The sequence below is a fragment of the Roseateles sp. GW821-FHT09G09 genome (assembly GCF_059415965.1).
In genome coordinates this window covers 421588-437097 of record NZ_JBWKOG010000001.1, presented here as the reverse complement: position 1 = coordinate 437097, position 15510 = coordinate 421588, and the positions used below count along the sequence as shown (strand labels likewise).

Below are 15510 nucleotides of genomic sequence, written 5' to 3'. Positions count from 1 at the left end.
GCGCGGTCCAACAGGAGCTGACGATGGATGCGATGACTTCGATGGATGCGATCGGTGTGCTGGCCGCGATGACGGCGGTGGCGCGGCGGACGGCGCTGGTGCTCGGCGCGAGCGGCGGCGTCGGCGGGGCGGTGGCCCGGGCCCTGCGCGATGCCGGATGGACGGTGCGGGCGCTCAAGCGCGGACTGGCCAGCGAATCCGAACACCGCGACGGCCTGCAGTGGCTGCGCGGCGACGCGCTCGACGCCCAGGACGTGCAGCGCGCCGCGCAGGGCTGCAGCGTGATCGTCCACGCCGTCAACCCGCCCGGCTACCGGCGCTGGGGCGAGCTGGTGCTGCCGATGCTCGACAACACCATCGCCGCCGCGTCGGCCCGGGGCGCGACCGTCGTGCTGCCCGGCACCGTCTACAACTTCGGACCCGACGCGATGCCCCATCCGAAGGAGGATGCGCCGCAGCGGCCCCTGACGCGCAAGGGCGCGATCCGCGTCGAGATGGAGCGCCGCCTGCAGGAAGGCGCAGCGCGCGGCGCCTTCCGGACGATCGTGCTGCGTGCCGGCGACTTCTTCGGACCCGGCGCGGCGAACAGCTGGTTTTCGCAGGGACTGGTGACGCCGGGCCAGCCGGTGACGCGGATCCAGCAGCCCGGCACCGACGGTGTCGGCCATCAATGGGCCTATCTGCCGGATGTCGCGACCGCGATGGCCGCGCTGATCGAACGCTGCGACACGCTGCCGGCCTTCGCGCGCTTCCATTTCGCGGGCCACTGGGACGCCGACGGGCGCCAGATGGCGGAAGCGATCCGTCGTGTCGTGCAGCGCCGCACCGGCGCGCAGCCCCGCCTGAGCCACTTCCCCTGGTGGGCGGTGCGCCTGGCGCAGCCGGTGGTGCCGCTGTTTCGCGAGCTCGCCGAGATGCGCTACCTGTGGCGCGAGCCGCTGCGCATGGACGAGGCGCGCCTGGCCGCGGAGTTGGCCGGCCACGGCGGCGTGCCGCACACGCCGCTGGACCTGGCGATCGAACGCACGCTGGAAGCGCTCGGGTGCCTGCCCGTCGCGCCGGCTGCCGCCGGAACCGCCGCGACGGCCACGCTCAATCGAAATAACGTTGCCGCAGGCGCTCGTAACGCCCATCCCGCCTGAGGCGGTCCAGCGCGGCCTGCAGGCGCCGCGCCGTGGCCGGATCGCCGTCCACCGGCAGGCCGTACCAGTAGGACTTGTCGACGTCCATCGGCAGCACCGGCGTCAGCGTCGCATAGGGCAGCTTCAGCTCGCGCAGATGCCAGGCCGCGGCCCAGTCCAGCAGCACGATCAGGTCCATGCGGCCGGCCAGCAGCTTGCGCAGGTTGGTCGCGTCGTCCAGGCCGAGCTCCAGCTCGGTCTCCGGTCGCAGGCCGCCGGTGATCAGCTGCTTCGCGGCGGCTGAATCGCGCGACACGCCCAGCCGCCAGCCGTTGAGCTGCCTGAGGCTGGTGGGGCGCACCTCGGTGCGGTGGCTCAGCCGGTAGACGAGGATGCGACGCGGACTGATCGGCCCGACCCAGCGGTACTGGGTCTCGCGTTCGGGCGTGCGCGTCAGCGAGAACAGCACGCTGTCCGCGCGCCGCGCCGCCTCCTGCACCGACCGCTGCCACGGCAGCACCTGCGTGCGCAGGGAGAGACCGGCGTCGGCCGCCATCGCCTTCAGGAGCTCGCTGCTGAAGCCGCGGGCCTCGCCGTTCTCGGCGTAGTTCAGCGGCGGCAGGCTCTCGGTGAATGCGACCAGTTCCTCCGGTCCGGCGGCCGTGCGCGCCGCCGGCGTGGCCAGGGCCGCGGGCAGGGCGCCCGGCAGCAGTCCGGCCGCCAGCAGGAGGCAGCACAGACGGCGCTCCGGCAGGGGCTCGATCACGTGGGACATCGATGCAGTGTAGGAAGGGGCGGTGACAGGACGACAACGATGTCGTTGCATAAACGTCAACAAGCTCACGGCGGCCCGCCTCGACCTCCGGGGAGAAAGACCTGACCCCGTTGCCGTCGACGGCGGTCGGCCCGTCGACCCATCGACCCGCGGCAACCTTCGTCAGCCCGAGTCGACCCGCGCCAACCCGCGTCAACCCGCGTCAACCGCCCGGACTGCCCCGTCAGGCGTCCATCTGCTTCTGGAAGACCAGGCCCGCATGTTCGCGCAGCGCGTGGAACTTGATCTTCGGCCAGTTCTCCTGCATCGCGCGGAGTTCGCCGGCGTACTCGAGCAGCACGGTCGGCGCGTTCACCGCGTCCCACGCGACGCGGTGCGCGTTGTGGTCGATGAAGCGGCGCAGTTCCTTCTCGCCGCCGTCCGCCTCGTCGCAGGTCACCCAGCGCGCGACGTTGTAGCGCGCCGGCATGACGCGGGCCTTGACGCCGTACTCATGCTCCAGCCGGTGCGCGACGACCTCGAACTGCAGCTGGCCGACCGCACCCAGCAGCAGCACGCTGCCGGCCTCGGGACGGAAGACCTGGATCGCGCCTTCCTCGCCGAGCTGGCGCAGGCCCTCGCGCAGCTGTTTGGTCTTGAGCGGGTCCGCCACTTCGACGGACCGGAACATTTCCGGCGCGAAGAAGGGCAGGCCGGTGTACTGCAGCGCCTCGCCCTCGGTGATCGTGTCGCCGAGCTGCAGCACGCCGTGGTTGGGGATGCCGATGATGTCGCCGGCGAAGGCCTCGTCCAGCAGTTCGCGCCGCTGGGACAGGAAGCTCACCACCGTGTTGGGCCGCAGCTCCTTGCCGGAGCGCACCACCTTCAGGCGCATGCCGCGCTCGAAGTGGCCCGAGGCCACGCGCAGGAACGCGATGCGGTCCCGGTGCGCCGGGTCCATGTTGGCCTGGATCTTGAAGACGACGCCGGTGAACTTGGGTTCCTCCGGCTGCACGACGCGCTGCATCGCGGCCCGTTCGGCCGGCGCGGGCGCCAGCTCGACCAGCGCGTCCAGCACCTCCTGGACGCCGAAGTTGTTGACCGCGGAGCCGAAGAACATCGGCGTCTGCTTCCCGCCGAGGAAGGCTTCCTCGTCGAAGGCCGGCGCGGCTTCCTTGACCAGCTCGATCTCGCCCTGCGCGTTCTCGTACTGCAGGCCGAAGCGCTCGGCGTAGGCCGGGTTGTCCAGGCCGTCCAGCACTTCCTCGGTGCCGGCGGCGCGGTCCTCGCCGGGCGCGAACACGCGCATGCGCTGCTGGCGCAGGTCCATCACGCCGTGGAAGTGCTTGCCCATGCCCACCGGCCAGGTGAACGGGACCACCGTCATGCCCAGCTCACGCTCGATCTCGTCCATCAGCGCCAGCGGTTCCTGGACCTCGCGGTCCATCTTGTTGACGAAGGTCAGGATCGGCGTGTTGCGCGCGCGGCAGACCTGGATCAGCCGGCGGGTCTGCGGCTCGACGCCGTTGGCCGCGTCGATCACCATCAGCGCCGCGTCGACGGCGGTCAGCACGCGGTAGGTGTCTTCCGAGAAGTCCTGGTGGCCCGGGGTGTCCAGCAGGTTGATGACGCAGTCGCGGTACTCCATCTGCATCACCGAGGAGGCCACCGAGATGCCGCGCTGCTTCTCGATCTCCATCCAGTCGGAGGTCGCATGCCGCGACGCCTTGCGTGCCTTCACCGAGCCCGCGATCTGGATCGCGCCCGAGAACAGCAGCAGCTTCTCCGTCAGCGTGGTCTTCCCCGCGTCAGGGTGGGAAATGATGGCGAAGGTGCGGCGACGGCGCACTTCGGCGGGGATACGGCTGGGCTGGTCGGTGGACATGGCGTGCGGCGCGCGATCGGCGTCGGGCGCGGAAATGGGCTGCCGCGACGGCGGCGAAGGGCGGGATTATCGACGATGGCCCCGTGCGGTCCAGCCGGACGCAGCCGGTTGTCATGCGCCTGCGGCGGGACACGGGCACTAGCGGAGCTTCAACAACGCTCTGCGCTTCTCCATGCGACTGTCATCCCGCTTCCGATTGCTTGCCGCGGCGCTCGCCGTCTCCTGTCTCCCCTACGCCCAGGCAGGTGCTCTCGGGCATTTTGTCGAATATGGAAACCGGTCCTTCCGCCTGGATGCCAACGGCGATCTCAGCTGTCTGTCTCTCGATGGGCACAAACCGGAGAAAGACCGAGGATGCGCGTCCAACAACGACCTGTGGTGGTTCGACGTCAACGGCGGCAGCCGTGACATGAGTCTGAGGGGGTTCTCCTGTGGTCGGCAGCACGCGCTCGCCTATGCCAACGACGGCTACGAGGTGCGAGGCCATTGGTGCAACACGGTCTACGCGTCGCTGTTCGCAAAATGGGAAGCGGTCGACGCACGCCTGCTGTCCAGGACTCCGCAAGGGGAAGTCATGTGCCATTCGACCAACGGGAAGGATTGCTCCGTTGCCGGAACCGTCGACACCCGTCGAGGGCGATCCGTGAATCCCCTGATCTGTGGCAAGCAGCATCAAGAGGTGTGGGGAATCGAAGGATACGGAGCGCCTGGTCATTGGTGCGATGCGTTGAACACCTCAACCCAGTCACCGTTCGGACCGGCCGTCAGTTCTCGGCCATGAACGGCCTCACCCGCCCCAGCAGGCGCTCGACGTACTCGTCCTTCTCGCCGACCGGCGCGGCATAGGTCAGCGCGTCGCGCGCGGCGGACTCGCCGGCCTTGGTCCACATGAGCCAGGCGGACAGGTACTGCGAGGCCAGGCAGCCGCCCGACGTGGCCACCGGGCCGCGGGCGTGGAAGGGCTCGTCCAGGACCCGCACGCCGGCCTCGACCAGCCAGGGGCGGGTGGACGAGTCGGTGCAGGCCGGCGCGTCGCCGAGCAGCCCCAGCCGCGCCACCAGCAGCGCGCCGGAGCACTGCGACGCGATCAGCTGCCGCGTCGGATCGATCTGCAGCCGGTCCAGCAGGGCCGAGTTCTCGGCGATCGCCCGCGTGTAGATGCCGGAGCCGAACCAGACCGCGTCGGCCTCGTTGGCCCACTCGAGCGGGTGCTTCAGCTGCACGGTCACGCCGTTCATCGAGGTGACCGCCGGCCCGGGGCCGCACAGCTCGGCGGACCAGCCCAGCGGCTTGAGCCGGTTCAGCAGCCCCATCGGGACGAAGCTGTCGATCTCGTTGAAGCCGTCGAAGGAAAGGATGGCAATGCGCATGAGGGAGACCCGGGAGGCCCGCAAGGCGATGCGGCCCACTGTAGCGCCGTCGCCCGCCAGGCCCAAGCCGTCGGGGTTATTGGCCCCCGGGGCTGCCCGGCGTCTGCGTGCCCAGCGTCCCGAGCTGCGTGCCGATGCGCACCAGCAGGTGCTGGCGCACGCGCTGGACGACCTCGGCGGCATCCACCGGGCCGAGCTCCTCGGCCAGCCGGGCCTGGACCTCGTAGTGCAGGTAGAGCATGCCGCGCAGCTTCTCGAAACCGCTCTCGTGACCGTCGCCGCAGATGCGCAGGTCGTTGTCGAGCACGCGCTCGATGACGCCGGGATCGAGCAGCCGCACGTGGCACATGATCGCCAGTTGCGCGATCTGCAGGTCCACGTCCTCGACGGTCTTCTCCCACTCCTCGTGGCTGTAGCGTTGCTTGGGCGTTCGCATGGTCACTCCTCACCGGCCAGCAGCCGGAACGTGTGGCGGGCCATCATGAATTCCTCGTCGGTGGGGATGACCCAGGCTTCGCACCGGCTGTCGACGGTGCTGATCCGGCGTTCGGCCGGCCCCTCGCGGTTGGCGGCGTCCTGCACCGACACCCCCAGCCACAGGCAGCGCGACAGCACGCGCCGACGGATCTCCGCGGCATGCTCGCCGATGCCGGCGGTGAACACCAGCCCGTCCAGGCCGCCCATTTCCGCGGCCAGCGCGCCGATCTCGCGGGCCACGCGGTGGACGAAGACGTCGATCGCGAAACGCGCCCGCGGCGCGTCGCTCGCCAGCAGCTGGCGCATGTCGCTGGAGATGCCCGACAGGCCCAGCAGCCCGGACTGCTTGTAGAGCAGGGTCTCGAGTTCGCGCGCATCCATGCGCTGCTCGTCCATGAGGTAGATCAGCACGCCGGGATCGACCGCGCCGCTGCGCGTGCCCATCGGCAGGCCGTCGACGGCGGTGAAGCCCATGCTGCTGGCGATGCTGCGGCCGCGGTGCAGCGCGCAGGCGCTCGCGCCGTTGCCCAGGTGCAGCACGACGGCGCGGCCGTCCGCCAATCGCGGCGACAGCGTCGGCAGCCGCGAGGCGATGTACTCGTAGCTCAGGCCGTGGAAGCCGTAGCGGCGCACGCCGGCCTCGAACAGCGCGTAGGGCAGGGCGAAGGCGTCGGCGACATCGGACTGGCCGCGGTGGAAGGCCGTGTCGAAACACGCGACCTGCGGCAGCCCCGGCAGCGCCGAGAAGGCGCGGCGGATCGGTGCCAGGTTGTGCGGCTGATGCAGCGGCGCGAGCGAGACCAGCGCCTCGAGTTGCGCCAGCACCGGCGGCGTGACCCGCACCGGCTGCGCGAACGCGGTGCCGCCATGCACGACGCGGTGGCCGATGCCCAGCATCTCGATGCCGGGAAATTCGTGGGTGACGAACTCGACCAGGTGATCGAGCGCGCCCTCATGCGTCAGCGTTTCGCCGACCGGCCAGTCGCGCGACCCGGCTTTCGAGCCGTCGGCGTGCGCGGCCTCGAAATGCGGCGTCGCGGTGGCGATGCCCTCGACCTGCGCGCGCAGCTCGAGCCGCAGCGGGCCCCGCCGGCGGTCCTCGTGCAGCGAGTACATCGACAGCTTGATGCTGGATGAGCCCGCGTTGACGACCGCGATGAATTCGCCTTCAAGCCGTGGATTCATCGCTCACCCCATGATGTGATAACCGCCGTCCACGTACAGCGTGGAGCCGGTGATGAGTCGCGCATGATCGCCCGCCAGCATCGCGGTCGCGTAGCCGACGTCGTCGATCGTCGCCAGCGCGTGGGCGGGTGCGCGGGCGGCGGCGTCGGCCAGCAGCTGGTCGAATTCCTCCAGGCCCGACGCCGCGCGCGTCGCGATCGGCCCCGGCGAGATCGCGTGCACCCGGATGCCCGCCGGACCCAGCTCATGCGCCAGGTAGCGCACCGAGGCTTCCAGCGCGGCCTTCACCGGACCCATCAGGTTGTAGTGCTCGACCACCCGGCTGGCGCCCTGGAAGCTCATCGTGAACAGGGTGCCGCCGGCGGCCCGCATCAGCGGCTCCGCCAGCCGCGCCATGCGGATGAAGCTGTGGCACGAGATGTCCATGGCCATCGCGAAGCCGGCGGCGCTGCTGTCGATCAGGCGGCCGTGCAGATCCTCCTTCGGCGCGAACGCGATCGAGTGCAGCGCGGCGTGCAGCACGCCCCAGCGCGCGGACACGGCGGCGAAGACGGCGTCGAGCGCCTCGGGGTCCCGCAGGTCCAGCGGCAGCAGGAGTTCGGCGCCGAGGTCGTCGGCCAGCGGTTTCACGTGCGGCAGCGCCTTGTCGTTGAGGTAGGTCAGCGCCAGGTCCGCGCCCATCGCACGGAAGGCGCGGGCGCAACCGTAGGCGATGGACTGGTCGTTGGCGATGCCGGTGATCAGCACCTTGCGCCCGGCCAGCAGACGGCCGAACTGCACGGCGGCGGAGTTCATGCGACCGCCTTGCGCCGGCGCGCGGGCTTGGGAGCGGGAGACGCCGCGATCGACACCGTTGCCGCGGTCGGCGTGGCGGGCGTCGACAACGCCAGCGCCATGTCGGCGACGCGCGCCGGATCGACGTGCAGCAGCTCCTGGACGTAGCGCGCCGCCGGCGATCGCGGATCGGCGAGCTCGGATTCGGCCATCAGCACCGCGCTCGCGAGCGCCAGGGCCTGTTCGCGGTCCTCGAGCGTCGGCAGCAGGGTCGGCAGCGCGGCCATCGCCTCGTCCGGCGCGAAGGTGACGATCAGCGCCTGCCGATGCAGCAGCGTGGCCCAATCCTCGCCCGGCACCGCGTCGGCGGCGACGGCGCCTTCGGCCTCCGCGGCCATGCGGCGGTGCGAATCGGCCAGCAGTTGACCCAGCACCAGCCCGCGCCGTTGCACGACGCCCCGGTGCGCGAGGCCCGCGAGCAGGATGCGGCAGACCGCGTCGGCGAAGCCGCCTTGTTCGACCTGTTCCAGCGCCATGCGACGGCCTTCGCGTTCATCGGCGGCCGCGTGTGCGGTGCCCGAGGCGATGTCCGACTCACGGGGCGGCAGCAGCACGCCCAGGCCCTGCGGTCCGTAGACCGCCTCGATCCAATGCACGAGCGTCGAGTCGCGGAGATGGCCGAGGCGGTCCAGCGATTCGCTGATCGCGCGGGAGCCGAGCTGCTCCCACTTCAGCCAGGGGTTCTCCGCGTCGATGCCCTGGCGCTGCGCGCGGGCACCGTCGGCCGCCTGCTTGAGCCACGGCGCCAGCGGATGCAGGTCGGAGATCGCCAGATGCTGCTGGCGCAGCGGATGCATCCAGCGCAGCCAGTCGCCGAGCGCCTTGCTGCCGACCGCGCGCACGGCCGGCTGCCACCACTGGCGGTAGTGGCGCATGTTCATCTCGGAGACCTGCGCGATCGTGCTGAACAGCGCCTCGTCGCGGCGGCATTCCGGGTTCAGCGCGCGCAGGTCGTCCACGGTGCGGGTCTCGAAGCTCACCGAGTAGTCGCCCGATTCCAGCGCGGCCAGCGGCGCGTCGGGATCGCGGGCGTCGATCTTCATCTCGTACAGGCCGGGCGGCAGCGCGACGATCTGCTCCAGCGTGTCGAGGATCTGCTCATGCTCGCGCCGCGCGATGCCGCCGCCGACGAAGATGCCCAGGTGGCCGATGCGCGGATGCAGCATGTAGACGATGGTGCGGCCCGCCTTGATGAGCGCCTTCTCGCTGCCCCAGACGTCGATGATCCAGTCCAGCGCCTGCTGCGGCGGCGTGATGTTGTCGCCCCAGGACGCGAAGATCACCATCGGCGCCGTGATGTTGCGCAGGTCCAGCCGGTAGCCCTCCAGCTCGATGTCGCCGCGCGCCAGGCGGTTGCCGATGAACAGGTTCTCGACGATGGCCTCGATCTCCTCGCCGGTCATGCGGAAGTAGCCGCCCCACCAGCGCTCGAAGTCGAGGAAGCGCTCGCGCTCGGTGTCGACGTTGGCGTAGAGGTGGTAGTACTTGTCCCACCAGCTGTTGGCCAGGTTGAGGTTCTCGAAGTTGGCGACCAGGTGCGCGCCGTCGAAGCGGTCGCCGCCGAGGTCCGCCGACAGCGCCGACATCCACGCCCCGCCGAGCGCGCCGCCCGCGTAGCGCATCGGGTTCTGCGCGGGCGAGCCGGCCCAGTACGACAGCGGCGCGCCGTTCAGGATGATCGGCCCCATCAGGTCGTTGCGCACGGCGGCGAGCGCGGCGACGGCCCAGCCGGCCTGGCAGTTGCCGATCACCGCCGGCAGGCCCGGCGCCTTCGGATGGCGGCGGGCCACCTCCTCGATGAAGTGGGCCTCGGCGCGCGCCACGTCGAGCAAGGTCTGACCCTCGACCGGCTCCGGCTCGAAGGTGATGAAGTAGACCGGGTGGCCGGCGCGCAGCGCGACGCCGATCTCGGAGTCCGGCTTGAAGCCGCCGATGCCCGGGCCGTGGCCCGCGCGCGGATCGACGACGACGATGGGCCGCCGCGTGGGATCGACGATGTCGCCGTCCGCCGGCAGGATGCGCAGCAGTGCGTAGTTGCAGGGCTGCGGCAGGTCGCGGCCGTCGATCAGCAGTTCATGTTCGAACTTGAGCAGCGCGGGCTTGCCGGCCTTCAGGTGGTCGAGGAACACGTTGCCGCGCTCGCGCATCGTGTCCAGCGTCAGCAGCGAGCGCTGCCACGCGTCGGTCGCGTACGCTTGCCAGTCGTGGATCCAGTCGGACGTTCCGGACATTCGTCTTGCTCCCAGCACCGCCTCGCGAGGTCCGCTCGGCTTGATTTGTTGCACCGCAGCATGCATCATCGACCGCGACTCGTTGTCAATGTCCCAGGGAGACGCAGGGTGATCGAACAATGACCGAACAGACGCCCGGTGCCCATCCGCACTACGACCGCCTCATCGAGGCGGTGCGCCATCTGCCGCCGCTGCGCATGGCGGTGGTCCACCCCTGCAACGACGTGTCCCTGCTCGCGGCGACGGAAGCGGCCGCGCTGGGGCTGATCGAACCGATCCTGATCGGCCCGGCCGGCAAGGTGTCGGAGGCCGCGGCGGCGGCCGGCGTGGACCTGTCGCGCCATACGCTGATCGATGCGCCGCACAGCCATGCGGCCGCGGAGATGGGCGTGGCGATGGCGCTCAAGGGCGAGGTTGACGCGCTGATGAAAGGCAGCCTGCACACCGACGAACTGATGGGCGCCGTGGTGCGGCGCGAAGGCGGCCTGCGCACCGCGCGGCGCATCAGCCACTGCTTCGTGATGGACGTGCCGGGGCATGCGCAGCCATTGATCATCTCGGACGCGGCGATCAACATCGCGCCGACGCTCGAGGAGAAGGTCGACATCGTGCAGAACGCGATCGACCTCGCGCACGCGCTGCATCTGCCGGAGGTGCGGGTGGCGCTGCTGTCGTCGATGGAGACGGTGAATCCGAAGGTGCCGTCGACCTTGGACGCCGCCGCGCTGTGCAAGATGGCGGACCGCGGGCAGATCACCGGCGCGGTGCTGGACGGGCCGCTGGCGATGGACAATGCCATCGATCCCGAAGCGGCGCGCATCAAGGGCATCGTGTCGCCGGTGGCGGGCAAGGCCAACGTGCTGATCGTGCCGGACCTGGACGCGGGCAACATGCTCGCGAAGAGCCTGAGCTTCCTGGCGCAGGCCTACGCGGCGGGGGTGGTATTGGGCGCGAAGGTGCCGATCGTGCTCACCAGCCGCGCCGATTCGCGCACGGCGCGGCTCGCGTCGTGCGCGTTGGCCTCGATGCTGGCGGAGGCCCGGCGGGCCGGGCGCATCAAGGCCGTGGGCTGATCACTCTTCCAGCAGCGAGCGCAGCATCCACGCGGTCTGCTCGTGCACCGTCAGGCGCTGGGTGAGCAGGTCGGCGGTCGGTTCGTCGCTGGCCTTGTCGACCAGGTCGAACAGTGCGCGCGCCGTGCGGGCGACGCCCTCATGGCCGTCGACCAGGATGCGGACCATGTCCAGCGCCTTGGGCGGCGTCGTGGGGGCATCCGGCAGCGAGCTCAGCGCCGCGAACTGCGCGTACGAACCCGGCGCCTTGTGACCCAGCGAGCGGATGCGCTCGGCGACCGGATCCACGGCGTTCCACAGTTCCGTGTACTGGGCCATGAACATCGCGTGCAGCGAGTTGAACATCGGACCGGTCACGTTCCAGTGGAAGTTGTGCGTGGTCAGGTAGAGGGTGTAGGTATCGGCGAGCAGCTTGGACAGGCCTTGCGCGATCGCGGCGCGGTCCTTGTCGCTGATGCCGATCTGGATGGACGGGGCGCCCTTGGCGGAGGCGGCTTTGGCGGGAGAGGGGCTCTTCTTGGCCATCGAGGGACTCCTAACGGGAATGGAAGACAAAAGACGCTGCGCAGCCTAACCGATCCAGGGGATCGGCAACATGACCGAGGCGCGTGCGACGGGGGCTGCTCAGGCGACGCTGTGTCGCATCCAGTCGATCAGCGACTGCACGTTCAGCGCGGCGCCGGTGGCGACCAGCAGCCAACCGAGTGTGCGTTGTCCGGAACGTGGGGTCATGTCTTGCTCCTTGCAGATGAAATCCGAAACGCCCGTCGCCGCAATCTCCCGAAGGGAGGACCGCGAGGGCGCAGAAGGAGGACTTTAGAGAAGAGCTATCGATCTGGATATTTGAATAGTTCAAGCGCGACGATTGGGAAAACCAACCGCCGCGCGCCGCCTCAAGACAGCAAGGTCACGCCTTTGAGGGTGCAGGCGTACACCGCATTGCGCAGCGCCGCGACCGCCTCGTAGCGAGTGAAGGTCCGGCGCCAGGCGAGCACGACGCGGCGCGTCGGCGCCGGGTCTTCGAAGGGCACGTAGCGCAGGTGGGGCGGGACGTGGTCCGGCACGCTCAGCGCCGGCACCACCGTGACGCCCATGCCGGACGCCACCATGTGCTTGATCGTCTCCAGCGAGCTGCCCTCGAAGCTCTTGCGGATGCCTTCGGCGTCCGTCGAGAAACGCGCGAACTCCGGGCAGACCTCCAGCACGTGATCGCGGAAGCAGTGGCCGTTGCCCAGCAGCAGCATCGTCTCGGCCTTGAGCTCCTCGGCGCTGATGCGCGGCTTCTTCGCCAGCGGATGCACGGCCGGGACCGCGACGACGAAGCTCTCGTCGTACAGCGGCGCCACCGCGAGGCCGGCGTCGGGGAAGGGCTCGGCCATGATCGCGCAGTCCAGTTCGCCGGTGCGCAGCATGTCCAGCAGCTTCTGGGTGAAGTTCTCCTGCAGCATCAGCGGCATGCGCGGATAGAGGTCGATGCAGTGCTTGACCAGCTCCGGCAGCAGGTAGGGCCCGATCGTGTAGATGATCCCCAGCCGCAGTGGCCCGTCCAACGGATCCTTGCCGCGCTTGGCGATGTCCTTGATCGCGCTGGCCTGCTCGATCACCGACTGCGCCTGGCGCACGATGTCCTCGCCGAGCGGCGTCATCGTCACCTCGTTGGCGCCGCGCTCGAAGATCTTGACGTCGAGCTCCTCCTCCAGCTTCTTGATCGCCACCGACAAGGTCGGTTGGGAAACGAAGCAGGCTTCCGCGGCGCGGCCAAAATGGCGCTCGCGGGCGACGGCGACGATGTAGCGCAGTTCAGTCAGGGTCATGGGCCGGCATTGTCCTCAGAAAGCGGCTTCGTGACACCGTCCCGGTACACTGCCGCCCCACCCCCCGGACCCCCCCGGATCTTCCTCCAGGGGATACGCATGACCGAATCGACCTCCCCCCCGACCGCTCCGCCGGCGCCTTCCCCGACATCTTCGCCGACGTCCCTCTATGCCGTGCCGCGTCCGGCGGGCGCTTCGCCCGACCGCAAGCCCGTCACGCTGCAGCGCCTGCTCGACATGCATGCCGCCGGCGAGAAGATCGCGATGCTGACCGCCTATGACGCCACCTTCGCGCATGCGATGGAGGACGCCGGCGTGGACTCGATCCTGATCGGCGATTCGCTGGGCAACGTCGTGCAGGGCCTGCAGACGACGGTGCCGGTCACGCTGGAGGCGATGGTGTATCACACGGCCAACGTGGCGCGCGCGCGGCGGGTCTCCTGGATCATCGCGGACCTGCCATTCGGCACCTACCACGAGTCGCCGCAGGCGGCCTGGCAGAACGCGATGCAGCTGGCGCAGGCTGGCGCGCACATGGTCAAGCTCGAAGGCGGCGGCTGGACCACGGAGACGGTCCGCTTCCTGACCGAACGCGGCATCCCCGTCTGCGCCCACCTCGGCCTGACGCCGCAGACGGTGACCGCGTTGAGCGGCTTCAAGGTGCAGGGCCGCGACGAAGCCGGCGCCGCGCGCATCAAGGCGCATGCGCGCGAGCTGGTCGACGCCGGCGCGCAGATGGTGCTGCTGGAGATGGTGCCGGCGGCGCTGGCCGGCGAGCTGACCCGGTCCCTCGGCGTGCCGGTAATCGGCATCGGTGCCGGCGCGGAGTGCTCCGGCCAGGTGCTGGTCATGCACGACATGCTGGGCGTGGGCGGCGGCCGCAAGCCGCGCTTCGTGCGCGACTTCCTGCAGGGCGCGGCCTCGATCGGCGAGGCCTTCTCGCGCTACGTGACCGACGTCAAGTCCGGCGCCTTCCCCGCCGCCGAGCACACCTACTGATCATGCGGATCCACCACGACATCGCCGGCCTGCGCGCCGCGCTCGCGGGCGGCCGCCAGGTCGCCTTCGTGCCCACGATGGGCAACCTGCACGAGGGCCACCTGACGCTCGTGCGCCAGGCCCGCGCGGCCGTCGGTCCCGACGGCCTGGTCGTCGCCAGCGTCTTCGTCAACCGACTGCAGTTCGCGCCGCATGAGGACTTCGACCGCTATCCGCGCACGCTGCCGCGCGACGCCGACCTGCTGGCCAGCGCCAGCTGCGACCTCGTCTTCGCGCCCGACGAGCGCGAGATGTACCCCGAGCCGCAGGGCTACAAGGTGCACCCGCCGGCGGACCTGGCCGACATCCTGGAAGGCCACTTCCGACCGGGTTTCTTCATCGGCGTCTGCACGGTGGTCGCCAAGCTGTTCCAGATCGTGCGGCCGGACGTCGCCGTCTTCGGCAAGAAGGACTACCAGCAGCTGATGGTGATCCGCCGCATGGTCGACCAGCTGGCGATGCCGATCCGCATCCTCGCGGGCGAGACCGAGCGCAATGGCGACGGCCTGGCGCTGTCCTCGCGCAACGGCTACCTCAGCGAGCAGCAGAAGCAGGAGGCGCTGCTGCTGTCGCGCACGCTGAAGGCGATGATCGCGCGCTGGCAGGCCGGGGAGCGGGACCTCGACCGCATCGAGGCCGACGCGATGCAGTCCTTGCGGGACGCGGGCTGGGCGCCGGACTACCTCACGCTGCGCCGCCGCCATGACCTCGGCACGGCGCGCGAGGGCGACGCGCTGGTGGCGCTTGCCGCCGCGAAAATCGGCCAGACGCGCCTGATCGACAACCTCGAGTTCTGAAACGGAACGTGTCTTTCCGGCGAGGATCCTGGGCTGTCCACAATCCGCTCGGTGAGGTCCGACACTCTGTAAAGATGGCGTTAGGGAAAGCCCGGTCTGATTTCGTGCGGCGCGCGCACCCACCCCCCTGACTTGTGTCGATCCGCCCACGATACTTCGCCCTTCTTTGCCAGAAAGCGGGAGCCCCGTGTTCCCACGCGAGCCCACATGAAGTCGATCACCCTCACCTCCACGATCTCGTCCAAACCCCGCCTGCTGGCCTTGTGCGCCGCGCTGGGCGGCGCCTTGATGCTGGCCGCCTGCGGCGGTGGCAGCGACAACGACAGCGGCACCCCGGTGCAGACGCCCAAGCCGAACCCGGTGCCGGTCGCGCCGACGACCTCGTGCAGCACCGCCGGCATCGCCGCGGCGACCGCGAGCACCGCGGCCAACGTCGTGTGCATGCTGACCAGCGACGGCGAGATGGTCGTCGAGCTCGACACCCGCGCGCCGATCACCGTCGCCAACTTCCTCAAGTACGTCGACGCGAAGTACTACGACAACACGATCTTCCACCGCGTGGTGCCGGGCTTCGTCGCGCAGGGCGGCGGCTTCATCACGGGTTACGTCTCCAAGAGCCCGGGCGCCAACCTCGGTGGCACCATCAAGCTGGAGACGAACGTCGGCGTGTCCAACCTGAAGTACACGATCTCGATGGCGCGCCAGGCCACGCCGTTCGACTCTGCGACCAGCCAGTTCTTCTTCAACTCGGTCGACAACAGCGCGGTGCTGGACTACAAGTCCGCCACGGATCCGGGTTATGCGGCCTTCGGCCGCGTGATCTCGGGCCAGGCCACGGTCGACAAGATCAACGCCGAGCCGCAGCTCTACACCGGTGCCGAGACCCCGGCGACCGAAGTCCTGCTGTACTGGGCGATCCGCCTGCGGTGAT

15 protein-coding genes are annotated in these 15510 nt (G+C 69.8%); 6 read left to right on the top strand and 9 right to left on the bottom strand.

Features of this window, described 5'->3' with window-relative positions; all coding sequences use genetic code 11:
• Positions 1-32 precede the first annotated feature (32 nt).
• Positions 33-1142 (top strand): NAD-dependent epimerase/dehydratase family protein, encoded by a 1110-nt coding sequence (locus tag AC07O8_RS01930; RefSeq protein ID WP_495046959.1) that lies wholly within the window; start codon positions 33-35, stop codon positions 1140-1142.
• Here the strand turns inward: AC07O8_RS01930 and AC07O8_RS01925 are convergent.
• Positions 1093-1896 (bottom strand): substrate-binding periplasmic protein, encoded by an 804-nt coding sequence (locus AC07O8_RS01925; protein ID WP_495046436.1) that lies wholly within the window; start codon positions 1894-1896, stop codon positions 1093-1095. The genes AC07O8_RS01930 and AC07O8_RS01925 overlap by 50 nt on opposite strands.
• Positions 1897-2119: 223 nt before the next feature.
• A complete protein-coding gene (locus AC07O8_RS01920) occupies positions 2120-3760 on the bottom strand; it encodes a peptide chain release factor 3 (RefSeq protein ID WP_495046435.1) in 1641 nt (546 codons plus the stop codon).
• Between the two features lie 172 nt (positions 3761-3932).
• On the opposite strand from AC07O8_RS01920, the gene AC07O8_RS01915 reads away from it, so the two are divergent.
• Positions 3933-4541, top strand: a complete 609-nt coding sequence (locus tag AC07O8_RS01915) for a hypothetical protein (RefSeq protein ID WP_495046434.1) — start codon at positions 3933-3935, stop codon at positions 4539-4541.
• Here AC07O8_RS01915 and AC07O8_RS01910 read toward each other — a convergent pair.
• The 5 genes from AC07O8_RS01910 to AC07O8_RS01890 all read right to left on the bottom strand — a co-directional run bounded on the left by AC07O8_RS01910 (position 4525) and on the right by AC07O8_RS01890 (position 9857).
• Entirely contained in the window at positions 4525-5130 is a 606-nt protein-coding gene (locus AC07O8_RS01910) for a DJ-1/PfpI family protein (RefSeq protein WP_495046433.1), read from the bottom strand. The two genes, AC07O8_RS01915 and AC07O8_RS01910, sit on opposite strands and share 17 nt — an antisense overlap.
• Before the next feature lie 76 nt (positions 5131-5206).
• A complete protein-coding gene (locus AC07O8_RS01905) occupies positions 5207-5566 on the bottom strand; it encodes a hypothetical protein (protein WP_495046432.1) in 360 nt (119 codons plus the stop codon).
• Between the two features lie 2 nt (positions 5567-5568).
• Positions 5569-6792, bottom strand: a complete 1224-nt coding sequence (locus tag AC07O8_RS01900; protein ID WP_495046431.1) for an acetate/propionate family kinase — start codon at positions 6790-6792, stop codon at positions 5569-5571.
• A 3-nt stretch (positions 6793-6795) separates the two neighbouring features.
• Positions 6796-7587 (bottom strand): enoyl-ACP reductase FabI, encoded by a 792-nt coding sequence (fabI, locus tag AC07O8_RS01895; protein ID WP_495046430.1) that lies wholly within the window; start codon positions 7585-7587, stop codon positions 6796-6798.
• Complete coding sequence (locus AC07O8_RS01890) at positions 7584-9857, bottom strand: DUF3141 domain-containing protein (protein WP_495046429.1); 2274 nt, start codon at positions 9855-9857, stop codon at positions 7584-7586. The genes fabI and AC07O8_RS01890 overlap by 4 nt, the downstream gene beginning before the upstream one ends.
• A 119-nt stretch (positions 9858-9976) precedes the next feature.
• On the opposite strand from AC07O8_RS01890, the gene AC07O8_RS01885 reads away from it, so the two are divergent.
• Complete coding sequence (locus AC07O8_RS01885; RefSeq protein ID WP_495046428.1) at positions 9977-10930, top strand: phosphate acetyltransferase; 954 nt, start codon at positions 9977-9979, stop codon at positions 10928-10930.
• On the opposite strand, the gene AC07O8_RS01880 is transcribed toward AC07O8_RS01885, so the two are convergent.
• Together AC07O8_RS01880 and AC07O8_RS01875 are read right to left on the bottom strand one after the other, a co-directional pair.
• On the bottom strand, positions 10931-11455 hold the full coding sequence (locus AC07O8_RS01880; protein WP_067280034.1) for a Dps family protein: 525 nt from the start codon (positions 11453-11455) through the stop codon (positions 10931-10933).
• 368 nt (positions 11456-11823) lie between these two features.
• Entirely contained in the window at positions 11824-12744 is a 921-nt protein-coding gene (locus AC07O8_RS01875) for a hydrogen peroxide-inducible genes activator (RefSeq protein ID WP_297532779.1), read from the bottom strand.
• 99 nt (positions 12745-12843) lie between these two features.
• Here AC07O8_RS01875 and panB point away from each other — a divergent pair, with 99 nt between their 5' ends.
• The 3 genes from panB to AC07O8_RS01860 all read left to right on the top strand — a co-directional run bounded on the left by panB (position 12844) and on the right by AC07O8_RS01860 (position 15509).
• Positions 12844-13743, top strand: coding sequence for a 3-methyl-2-oxobutanoate hydroxymethyltransferase (gene panB / locus AC07O8_RS01870; protein ID WP_495046427.1), 900 nt, complete (start codon positions 12844-12846; stop codon positions 13741-13743).
• A gap of 2 nt (positions 13744-13745) precedes the next feature.
• A complete protein-coding gene (gene panC / locus AC07O8_RS01865) occupies positions 13746-14579 on the top strand; it encodes a pantoate--beta-alanine ligase (RefSeq protein ID WP_495046426.1) in 834 nt (277 codons plus the stop codon).
• 207 nt (positions 14580-14786) lie between these two features.
• Complete coding sequence (locus AC07O8_RS01860; protein ID WP_495046425.1) at positions 14787-15509, top strand: peptidylprolyl isomerase; 723 nt, start codon at positions 14787-14789, stop codon at positions 15507-15509.
• Position 15510: the final 1 nt, after the last annotated feature.